An 11031-nucleotide genomic window follows, 5' to 3' on the forward strand; every position below is an offset into this window, starting at 1 on the left:
GTACATCGGTACATCACGCGATCGTACTGCATCGTCGCGATTTCGATGCTCGACACGTCTGATGCCAAGCCATCAACTGGTCGAGATTCTCGTGCGCCCGCAGAGGGCCGGTGCACATCGAAGTCGCCGCGCGGCGGCTTCGCGAAGAGCGCGTTATAGGCGGCGATGAAAGAGGGTGCATACGCGTTCGCCGCGGCCACCGTGCTCATGCCGCGCAGCCTGAGTTCCTTCACGAGGCGGTCCTGCAGCGTGAGGTGCGCGCGCTCGACCCGCCCCTTCGCAGAGCTCAAGCTCGTGCAGAATGTGTCGATGTTCAACTCGTACATCGCGCGCCCGAAGTGCGTCACGCACTTGCCGGTCTTTCTGGCTGCCGTGCTACGGAACACGCTCGCGTTGTCGCTATGGAACGTCACCGGCTTGCCATAACGCTCGAGGTAAGCGCTCGTCGCCTCGAAGTAGCTGAAGGCTGACCCCCGCTGGTGGTGATGCAGCATCATCGGCGGCTCATGGCATCGTCCACATACAGCAGCAGCGTGCATTGCTGCGCGCGCTTCTCGAACCATGCATGCTCGCTGCCGTTGATCTGGATCAGTTCGCCTAGGCACGCGCGGCGGTTACGCGGCTGATGCAGCTTTGGCGGCCGCTGTTTGCGCGGAATCTACAGCCCGGCATCACGCATCCAGCGCCGCACGGTTCCCCGTGCCCAGCATCACGCCATGACATTCGGCGAGCTTCTCGCACGCCAGCGTCGGGTCGAAATCGGCGTAGCGCTCCCGGCTGATCGCTATGGTCCGATCAGCCGTCGTGGCGTCCAGCCGGTTGTGACTCGCCTTGGAGCGTCGGCCGGACACCAGCTCGGCCCATATGTTCACGCAATCGGGCCACCAGTCGGCGGACCTGCCGCGGTCGTCAATCCGAGCCGCTCAGCCGCACGCCCCGGCCTGAGCACGCCATCGGCCATGTCCTGAATCGCTCTTGTACCTGTCTAGCTCGTGTTATTGGCATCGTTATCCGTTCTGTCGTAGCCATCAAAGCTCCCGGCGCCGGACAACCGGCAGCCGGACCGCTTACGCATCGAAAAAGCGGACATTACAACTTAGCCGTTATACCTCCGTAGCTTGTTCCATGAGCCTTGGGCGAATCGCCTTGCCCATGCCGTTGCGTGGAATGCGATCGACGATGAAAAGCTTCTCAGGAACCTTATAACCAGCTACCTTCGTCGCAACGTCGCGCAGAATATCCTCTGGACTAGAGCCGGAAGAAGCATTGAGCACGACAAAGCCTACAATTCGTTGACCCCGTTCGAGGTCGGGCAAACCAACAACGGCTGCCTCAACGACGGCGTGATGCAACAACAGCGCATTTTCGACTTCGACAGGCGCGACACTGTGACCATTGATGACGATAAGGTCCTTCTTACGTGCGACATATCGAAGTTCGCCGTTGTCATCTTTACGCATGATGTCGCCAGTATGAAACCAACCGTCTATGCGCCCATCGTCGACAAGGTTCGGTCCGAGCCAATAGCCCATGAAAACATTGTTTCCACGAATGACCAGTTCGCCTTCATCGCCATCCTTCACGACATTGCCGTCCTCACCGACCAATTGCGCACAACCCGGTCGGGCGACATACGCTCCGTCCACTTCCCCCCCCGATAACGTACCGATCGCCTCGGTCATGCCCCAGCCGCTGCGAAGCGGTTGGCCGAACAACTCGGCAAATTCCTGTTTGATGGCCGGACGGCAGACGTCCCCGCCCACGACGCATAGCTTTAGCGAGTCCACTCGGCGCGGATGCATTCGCTGAGCCTGATTTAGCGAACTGATCATGTACGGAGTCATGAAGATGGACGTGCAGCGATGTTTCTCGATCGCGTCAAGCGACGCGTCGGGTTCATAGCTTTCCAGCAGCACTGCGCTCATGCCGGACGACATACAGCTAATGAGCGCAACCAGCCCCGACATGTAACAAGACGGTAAGGTGACGAGTAGTCTTGTAGAGTCGTCGAACCCGGCCCCGGCAATACGCTCGAGGATGTGCGCCAGTGAAGCTTGCGTATGCACAACGAACTTCGGACTTCCAGTCGTGCCTGAGGTATGAATCATCACGGCTGGCGCTTGCTGATCGACAGGCGGCAGGGGATCGCCGGTTTCCCTTTGAAGTGCCTGCCAGGACCTGAGACCGGTCCCTTCAATATCGTCTCCGACTATCAATCGCCTTTCCATCTCAACCACGGAAGAAGGGATTTTGGCAACCGATGCGAAATACCGCGCTTCGCAGAAGCAGATTGACGGACGGAGCTTGCGCAGATAGGCGTCCATCTCGGCCGGTTTGTACCCTGGGTTGAGGGGTATGCAGATCATGCCGGCCGCAAGGCACGCGCCAATAATCACAGCGGCCTCCGGCCGGTTGCTGAGTTGCGATACAACCCGGTCTCCCGGATTCAGGCCTGACGCAAGCATGCCCCGGGCGAGACGCCGGGCGTCGTCAGCTAGCCGACCAGCGGTCCAAACGTTTCCGTTGGCGAAATAAACTGCTCTGTCGGGTGAATTCCGTGCCGTAGCAAAGAATCGATCGGCGACACGGTCTTCACCAACACTCATGGCCGGCACATATGTGGTTTGCGAAACGCTAGGCATGGGCGATTCCCGGTTTTGATGAACCTTACGACCTCCGGCAGCTCTATGGAGCTAACGTGAGGCACTCATGTCGCAGGCAGCTACCGTCGGCCGCCATCTTCCTCTGTAATGCTAAACGCTTTTCTAAACATTAACAAAATTTCGCTTCGAGCTCACCGACCCAAGTTTTCAGGAGGCTCCTGTTCTTAAGGGATCCTCATCCTAAGATTGAGCCAGTATCAATCGGGCGGCGCGTTCGGCCACGACCAAGGTCGGCGCCAGCGTATTGCCGGTTGGAATCGTTGGCATAATGGATGCGTCTGCAATTCGGAGATTGCTGACCCCTCGAACACTGAGCATTGGGTCCACAACAGCGCAAACGCCAGTTCCCATTGCGCAGGTCCCTGCCGGATGCCAGTAGGTGGTTGCGGAGCGTCGCATGTAGGCTTCGATCTCCCGTTTGGTTGATGGTGCAGCCGTTTCATCCCCCTTGCGCCAAGGCGCAAACGGGGACGAATTTCCAAGGTCAGCTGCGATGCGGGTAGCCTCGCAAAGGGCATCAACGTCAGCAGCCTCGCTCAGGTAGTTTGGGTTAATGTCTAGAGGCACACGATTGTCAGACGAACGCAGGGCGATTTCCCCGCGACTACGCGGCCGCAGTAAACAGGCGAGCAATGCGTAGCTGGACGCGGGGTCACTTGCCAACACGCCCGTGGTAGCACCTCGAAGCAGTGCGACCTCAATGTCCGGTATTGGCGATGTACCTTTGCTGTTCAGGTACAGATGTGCATCAAGTCTCGACCTCGGTTGCGGAGTATGGGTGGTCGAATACGCTCGAACAACGCAATGGTCTTGGAGGTTCAGGCCAACACCAGGCAAGTCGGCTACTACGTCAATGCCGAGTCGACGTAGGTCAGTGGCGTTACCGATACCAGAGAGTGCGAGCAGACGCGGAGATTCGATCGCACCCGCGCATAGCGCGACGTCTTCGGACGACCGGAACATCCTATATGTACCGTTGACATTGCAACGAACACCCACGCAACGCAAGCCATCAAAAACTAGCTCTAGAGCCGCACTGTTGGTCAGCACGGTCAGATTTTTCCGTTGCATCGCCGGCAGTAGATATGCGTGGACTGCGCTAAAGCGTGCGCCATTCGTGATGTTCAGTTCGTTGGTGCCAGCGCCCATGCGTACAGGCGCACAGGCGTTCGCAAGTACATCGTGGCCAGCCGCTTCGCACGACGCCAAGAACGCCTTGACCAGAGGCTCATCTGAGGGAATCGAATAAAGAGGCATCGGGCCTGACGTACCTCGACCCCGCTGCGGCAAGGACGTCTCGATTCGCTGGAACTCAGGTTCGAGGCTCGCGAAATCCCAACCTACATTGCCAGCCGCGGCCCAACCATCGAAGTCTGCCTGCTGCCCCCAAACCCATGCCATCGCATTAATTGTGCTGGAGCCACCCAACACTTTGCCACGGTTCCATATGATTCTGCGGCCGTCAAGCTTCGGTTGAGGGGTCGTGCTGTATTGCCAGTCGATATCAGTTGCTAGGTTGGTACGCCACAGATCCGGGTCCTCGATCGAGGTGCGCTCGATGCCGGCTCCGCCCTCCTCGAGCAGCAGTACCCGTCTTCCACTTTGCTCCGACAATCTAGCCGCTAGGACACACCCGCTTGGCCCGGCGCCGATGACGATATGGTCATAGGTGTCAACGGGCGCGGATGCGGATGCGGATGCGGATGCGGTGGTCAATATCATGCGAGATCTCCAAGGACTGCACGTCTTCACTGTACTTTCGATTGCGGTCGCGAATTTGCCCGGCGGCGGCGCGTAGATTGCCGCAGAGTGACCATTTCTTCGACGCGACCGGTGAAAACCCTCAACCCCAGCGTTGAGCGATGTCGTAAACGCATGAAAAGTAACGGCGTGCGGCATCGGTGCACAGCTCCGAACGCTTCGGTCTCTTTGAACAGGCCAAACTAGACAACCGCACGTGCCTCGCTCCATGCCCCCATAAACCCTCCCTTGTAGGCGTGCGTAGCGCCCCTCAGCGGATCATGCTCGGCCGTCACATGGTAACGCTTACGTTTTCGTACAATAGCGACGCCATGCGAATCCCGGTCAAAAAGTCACTTCGTCTGGAATAAAGAGCCACAATAAAGGTTTATACGGTTGAAGCGGTAATCTGCTCTTTCTCGATGGCCACTGCACACACCGCGTAGCCCACCGATGGCCTCTGCCGATGCTTTGGCGTCGCCGCGTCCGTGGTCATTACATCGAGTCGATCTAGGTAGGAAAATTTAGGTGTTTCAGTCTGTAAGATGGAGGCTCAGCGTGAATCGTCGGCTTTTTATATGTTCTGCAATCGCGATGACATCCCCACCAGTGCAGGCAATCGCGGCCGATCAGCGTATGGTGGACGCGGGCGAGCTCTATCAACTCACGGGCTCAGGTCACGGCGACAATCGGGCGGTCTACATGCCCGACGGAAATCGAATCGTGTTTGCATCGATGCGCACCGGCAAGTCTCAACTTTGGTCGATTCACCCGGACGGTAACGCGCTAAGCCGCTTGCATCAAAGCAACGCAAACGACTTCGGACGCGTTGCAACGTACTTGGATGGAACGCATATCAGCTTCAGTTCCGATCGCGATGGCCGGAACGCGATTTATGTTCTCGATATGGCAAGCGGCAACTTAACGCGCGTGTCCGATCTTCAGTGGTGGAGTTTCGGTCCGACGTGGTCATCGACTAATTTGATCGCGTACTTCTCACGAAAGGGCGGAAACAAACTGAACATATGGACCGTCTCTCCCGATGGTTCAAACACATGTCAGATGACCAACCGGCCAGGCGAGAGCCGCCAGCCTTGGTGGTCATCGGATGGAAAGCGAATCGCGTACTCGGCAAATGCTGGAACAAACGGGTTTCAAATCTGGACGTGCGGGCCAAATGGCGAAGACCCAACGCGGATCAACAACCGCGGAGACTGGCAACAGCCGTTCTGGAGTCCGGACGGCCGCAGGCTAGCGGTCTCGGCAAGAAGTGGTACCGCACACTTCAAGATCATGACGATCGATGTCGATAGTGGTGATGTGCGTTTGATACGACAACCGCCGTTGGTCGACAACGTTCATCCCGCATGGTCTCCGGATGGTAAGCACATCGTGTTCACATCCGGCATGGGACACAACAGTTACCTTTCGCAGTTTTCGTTTGCGTGAGCCAGTCCCGATGCGAGTTCCACTGGCAGCTACTTCATCGTTCCGACGCAACACATCTCATCTATTCATGAACCGCGACACGGTCCGCGAGGTATCTACACTCTGCCAGAAAAAGCTCATGCGGTTCAGGATGTTGGGTTGGCTGACCAGGAAAGAAACATGAGCATATCTCGCCTCGCAAGTTCCTCCTACTCGTCCCACAGCCATGCGCAACGCTCCGGTTCCAACGGGCGACTTTGTTCTTGACACGATCACACCGAACACCCCGCACGACCGACGGTTGATACGCCAGCTTCCGCGTAGCTTCCATCCGCCCACATCGGTGTATCGAATCTACATGTGCGGTATCCTGACGGACACCACCACGGCCCGGAATTCTTGGTCATACTCTTCCGCGCACTGGCCCGGGATATGACACATAGTTTCACGCCGTGCCGAGCTTCACAGTTCGCACCGCTAGATCCGGCTCCGAACGCACTCGCAAATTATGGCCTACCCCGGAGTACGATAGCATTGGGATTTGCGCGTTTAATAGTAAACGTTGCGGCAATAACACCGATTCATCGACAGGAAACGATGCGTTGAGACCTACTCACACCAGACCGGCAGACGGGTCGTAATCGAGAAAACCCTAGGGATTTCTCGATTGCGTTGTCTGACATGTCGTGCCTTACGGCTGCACCGCACAAAGGCGCTACGACTCACAGCTCGCGTAAGCGCCTTGAATACGACAGACCATAGGAAGGTGAGCGGAACCGCAGGATTGGATCGTCGCTCGGTTCGATGCCATCAGCCATTACCAGAGGATCGAAGTTGATGCCGTAGCTTGGGGCCAGCTCCTGCGGCATCGCATCGGTCAGCGTGAGTATGCCTGCGTTGAACTCCTTGCGATTTTCCGGCCACAGCACGGTCGGGTTGGTAACCGAATCACCGAGTTCGCCAATCGACACGATCATGTCCCACTGAATCGGACCGCGCTTGACGCGCTCCACAAGCGCAGCTTGCAGAAAATCTCTCGGAGCATTCTTCACTTCGTCGTCGGTCAGATTCTTCGCTCCATCTCGGGGCACGAATCGCCAGCGAACCATGGATACCTTGGCATCTCCACTGATGAATTTGAACGTGTGGATACCAAAGAATTGACAATTCGCATAACTAATTGGTGGATTTACGGTACCAAGATAATGCGCCTGTGCATCGTTGTCGGAATGACTTCTCAAAAATTCCCTGAATCGCGCAGGATCCGGTTTGCCGGTCGCCACGTCCGGCGTTAGTGCGAAGAATTTGTCGATAAACGTTTGGGGCATCGTCGCAAAGAATATTGGTGTGTGCAACATTGTCATGTGCTGCAGGCTACCGTCGGGTAGCCTAAATTGCAGTCCAATCCCGCGTGCACTGCGCTCGGCGTCAGATGCGTCTGGATCCCCGCCGGCCAACGAGAAGCGCGCAACAACCTCGATCGTCTCGCCGGAAAAGAGGAGCGATCGTGAGTATTCACGTGCCGCAGAGGTACCAACGAACTTACCGATCGCACCTATACCTTTCGTGTGATTGCGTCGCTGCCCCTCGTGTGCGCCATACGCGCTTTCAAGAGCGCTTAGAGAACGTTGGGCAGTCGCTTCGAGATATCCGTTGGTCGGCAACTCCGCTTGTGACGGTTGCGCTTCCTCAGCAAGCGCGGGGGGAGCCTGCAGCCCGATGACCGGCGCAACTGCGCCCGCCATCGTTAGGCGGCCCGCCGTGCTCAGAAACGAGCGGCGGCTGTTTGGGCCATTTTCTTCAGCTTTCTTTTGGTTCTGACTCATCGCGACCACTCCTTTCACGGTGTTGTTGGGTTCTCCCGTGCAAACAAGAGCAGGTCGCCTGATATTCCAGCATAGCCATGTCGAGTACAGAAATATTTGTACAGGCTCATGATATGGCAACCGATTCGATGCTGGCACGTTATATCTCTGAGGGATTGATGGGATGCGTGCCATGGCAAAGAAGCCGTTGGACGAGGCAACGAAGAAACGCTGCCCGAAACCAAACCGGCTAGTCTCACTCGATATGAACGGTACGATACTGCTTCGATCAAATACCGCAAACACACAAACTCTCGTGTCGGGGCGTCAACTGACACCAAATGCGTCAAGGAATGTCGCCATATCTACCACTTTCCAAAAAGTGCACGACTACCACTTATATCCAATACGTTGCGTCTCAGGTATTACATCCAGATCGATCATACTGATAGGAAAAATGCAAAGCATAACTAGTTGGTCATCGTTGTGCCTTACGACCGATCGTGGTCCCTTCTGCTGGTCGCGCTCGGAACATCGGTTGACGCTTCTGACAAGCGGTATTCCATATCTAACGGAACCATCTGTCAAGTTGCGTTTTGATCAAGTTGATATCCCGTATTCTCCAAAAATCTCTCACATATACACCAAGGTGAGCGATTGGAGTGACCTCGGCGTCGGCGTATTCCCCACTGAGACCATCTAGCTTGGACGAAGGAAATCTAGTTATCGAAGAGGCACCCGAAGAGATCGCGGTGTTTGAACCTGTCCTTGACGGACGGCCCTCCATGCTTTCGCCAAGACATCCCAAGAAGGTCGTCAAAGACAAGTAGATGCACGATACGGACAAATAGGACAAACGCTGGGCGTCATATCCATCGCCGACGCACCAATACAGAAGCACCAAAAGACTAGTCGTGTCCACCCATCCGAACGGTAACTCCCGGCTCGTAGCAGCGTGAATTTCTGAATTACTTTGTCTATTTTAGTTACACATACTATATATTTCACATATTCGCAATAACCAATTGATTCTAGTACGCGTTCGTGCATGAAACCTCTTGTTGAACGGAATTTACTCACATGACAAAGTGTTCTCCGACATGAAGGGGGCGGGATATGCACTCGCACACTGTAACGCGCGCAAGAATAGGTTGCGTCCCGACCCATTTGTTGCCTTGAGAGTTATTGCGAAGGAGATGAGTATGTGTGGGATCGCTGGATGGGTAGATTACGGACGCAACCTCCATGAATATCGGTCGACAGTTCAAGCCATGACCCAGACGATGGCTCTGCGTGGTCCGGATGCGGACGGCGTCTGGATTGGTAAGCATGCGGCACTTGGTCATCGGAGGCTTGCTGTCATCGACGTTGAGGGAGGGAGACAACCTATGCAAGCCGTCGAGGGAGGGCAAGTGGTTGCGTGCCTTACCTACAGTGGCGAAGTCTATAACTTCGTCAAATTACGGGACGAGTTAACCAAACGCGGACATCGCTTCAGGACAAAGAGTGACACCGAAGTGGTACTGCGAAGCTATCTTGAATGGAGCGAGTCGTTCGTGGACCAACTGGTCGGAATGTATGCGTTCGCGATCTGGGATCTACGTAAACAGCAGTTGCTGCTAGTGCGCGACCGCGTAGGTGTAAAGCCGCTTTTCTATCAGCCTCGCGAGCACGGAGTACTATTCGGATCCGAGCCGAAAGCCATCCTTGCGCATCCGGATGTCGTCGCCCGGGTCGGCATCGACGGATTGCGACGCGCGATGAGTGTCTTTCGCATGCCAGGCGATGCGGTCTATGAAGGAATGTACGAAGTACCCCCGGGTCATATAGTGAAGGTTTCGCGAGAGGGCATCAGCACCCGTTGTTATTGGAAACTTGAAGGTCAAGAGCATACCGATTCGCTAGAGGTAACTGTAGAGACTATCCGATCGCATCTGGACCGCATTGTGCGTGAGCAAACCATTGCAGATGTGCCGCTCTGCAGCCTTCTTTCCGGCGGACTGGACTCTTCGTTCATCACTGCGATGGCTGATCGAATCTTGCGACAACGTGATGGTAAAGGTGTCCATTCGTATTCGGTTGATTTTGTCGGCTATAGCGAAGCGTTCGAAAAAGACGCGTATCGCGATACCGCCGATACACCATATGTGCGTGAATTGGTCACCCAGTTAAAATTACAGCACACCGAGGTCATACTGGAAAGCCGCACAATGGCGGACAAGCCCGTCCGCAGTGCCGTCGTTGATGCGTTAGACAAGGGTTGGATTCATGCCGGTGACATGTATCCGTCCCTCTACCTGCTGTTTTCGGAAGTACGGAAGCACTCGACTGTCGCCCTGTCCGGAGAAGCCGCTGATGAGGTCTTCGGCGGCTATCGATGGTTTCACACGCCAGAGACGGTCAACGGTGACACGTTCCCATGGATGCAGTTCTCATCGTCGCGGTTGGAGAACCTGCTGGCGCATGATGTGGCCGGCGAACTTCGCCTCAAGGAATATGAAGCTGATTGTTATGCCACAGCGCTTCGGGCAGTTCCCCATGTTGGACAAACGGGCACCGAGAAACGGATGCGCGAACTGTGCTACCTACACCTCGCAAACTGGCTGCCCCTTCTGCTCGACCGCAAGGACAGACTGAGCATGGCCGTCGGACTAGAAGTACGCGTACCTTATTGCGACCATGAACTGATGCAATACGTATTCAATACGCCATGGAACATGAAAACGTTTGATGGACGCGAAAAGAGTCTCTTACGCGCTGCTGTTCGTGACGTGGTACCCGAAGCAATCTTGCAGCGAGTAAAAAGCCCTTATCCTAATACGCAAGATCCTTTGTATGAAAAGGCATTACGTATGAAATTAAACGAAGCAGTCTATACTGCCTCACGTAAAACGATGAAGATCGTAGACCCCGTTGCACTTAGTGAGCTCGCCGACGATCCCGTAACCCATGTCGGCACGCACTGGGACAGGGGAGATCTGGATCACTCGCTTGCGATGATAGACTGGTTAGAGCGCTACGACATACAACTTCACCTTCACACTAACTAAGTCCATCCGCCGACGCTTCGTGACGCGTTTGCAAAGCCGAGGCGACCGCATTTTTGAAGCGCCTTCTTCTCCTTGAGTCGGGGCGTTTCGCGCCCAAGCTTTGCGACACCTCTCTTCGAACCAGCGCGCCTTTGTTCACCCCCAAACGCGCTCCCGTTCTTCGACCTCAAGCCGCCAGTCAACAGCTTCGAACTTGAATCATACGGGAGACCGTGTTCAAGGAGGTAGAACGATTGACCTTGCCCTCGTTTGACGAATCCCATAGCTGGGGGGAATTATGCGGCTTCGCCTCTTTGAGCTGCGAACCAGTTCTTTTCGAACGTCATGGGGCTGACGTAATCGAGC

At 55.6% G+C, this 11031-nt stretch carries 5 protein-coding genes and 1 pseudogene; 2 read left to right on the forward strand and 4 right to left on the reverse strand.

Annotation, left to right across the window (positions count from 1 at the left end; all coding sequences use genetic code 11):
* Window positions 1-8 precede the first annotated feature (8 nt).
* The 3 genes and pseudogenes from HV675_RS25465 to HV675_RS25475 form a co-directional block, all read right to left on the reverse strand.
* Window positions 9-1029 (reverse strand): annotated as a pseudogene (locus HV675_RS25465) (ISNCY family transposase); the annotation flags it as partial.
* A 74-nt stretch (window positions 1030-1103) separates the two neighbouring features.
* Window positions 1104-2642: a class I adenylate-forming enzyme family protein gene (locus tag HV675_RS25470; protein WP_175114223.1), complete on the reverse strand. Its 1539-nt coding sequence runs from the start codon at window positions 2640-2642 to the stop codon at window positions 1104-1106.
* A gap of 201 nt (window positions 2643-2843) precedes the next feature.
* The gene (locus HV675_RS25475) at window positions 2844-4385 is read right to left on the reverse strand and encodes a GMC family oxidoreductase (RefSeq protein ID WP_175114224.1); all 1542 of its coding nucleotides are present in this window, start codon (window positions 4383-4385) and stop codon (window positions 2844-2846) included.
* A 576-nt stretch (window positions 4386-4961) separates the two neighbouring features.
* On the opposite strand from HV675_RS25475, the gene HV675_RS25480 reads away from it, so the two are divergent.
* A complete protein-coding gene (locus tag HV675_RS25480; RefSeq protein ID WP_175114225.1) occupies window positions 4962-5852 on the forward strand; it encodes a TolB-like translocation protein in 891 nt (296 codons plus the stop codon).
* A gap of 701 nt (window positions 5853-6553) precedes the next feature.
* Here HV675_RS25480 and HV675_RS25485 read toward each other — a convergent pair.
* On the reverse strand, window positions 6554-7657 hold the full coding sequence (locus HV675_RS25485; RefSeq protein WP_175114226.1) for a catalase family peroxidase: 1104 nt from the start codon (window positions 7655-7657) through the stop codon (window positions 6554-6556).
* A gap of 1181 nt (window positions 7658-8838) precedes the next feature.
* On the opposite strand from HV675_RS25485, the gene asnB reads away from it, so the two are divergent.
* Entirely contained in the window at window positions 8839-10686 is a 1848-nt protein-coding gene (gene asnB, locus HV675_RS25490; protein ID WP_175114227.1) for an asparagine synthase (glutamine-hydrolyzing), read from the forward strand.
* The last annotated feature ends 345 nt before the right edge of the window (window positions 10687-11031 follow it).

Origin of the sequence: Paraburkholderia solisilvae (assembly GCF_902859875.1) — a bacterium.
Classification (GTDB): Bacteria; Pseudomonadota; Gammaproteobacteria; order Burkholderiales; family Burkholderiaceae; genus Paraburkholderia; species Paraburkholderia solisilvae.

Bases quoted from the DNA above. Each gene is read 5' to 3' on its own strand.
- HV675_RS25470 (WP_175114223.1), bottom strand. From the start codon at position 2,642: ATGCCTAGCGTTTCGCAAACCACATATGTGCCGGCCATGAGTGTTGGT.
- HV675_RS25475 (WP_175114224.1), bottom strand. From the start codon at position 4,385: ATGATATTGACCACCGCATCCGCATCCGCATCCGCATCCGCGCCCGTT.
- HV675_RS25485 (WP_175114226.1), bottom strand. From the start codon at position 7,657: ATGAGTCAGAACCAAAAGAAAGCTGAAGAAAATGGCCCAAACAGCCGC.
- asnB (WP_175114227.1), top strand. From the start codon at position 8,839: ATGTGTGGGATCGCTGGATGGGTAGATTACGGACGCAACCTCCATGAA.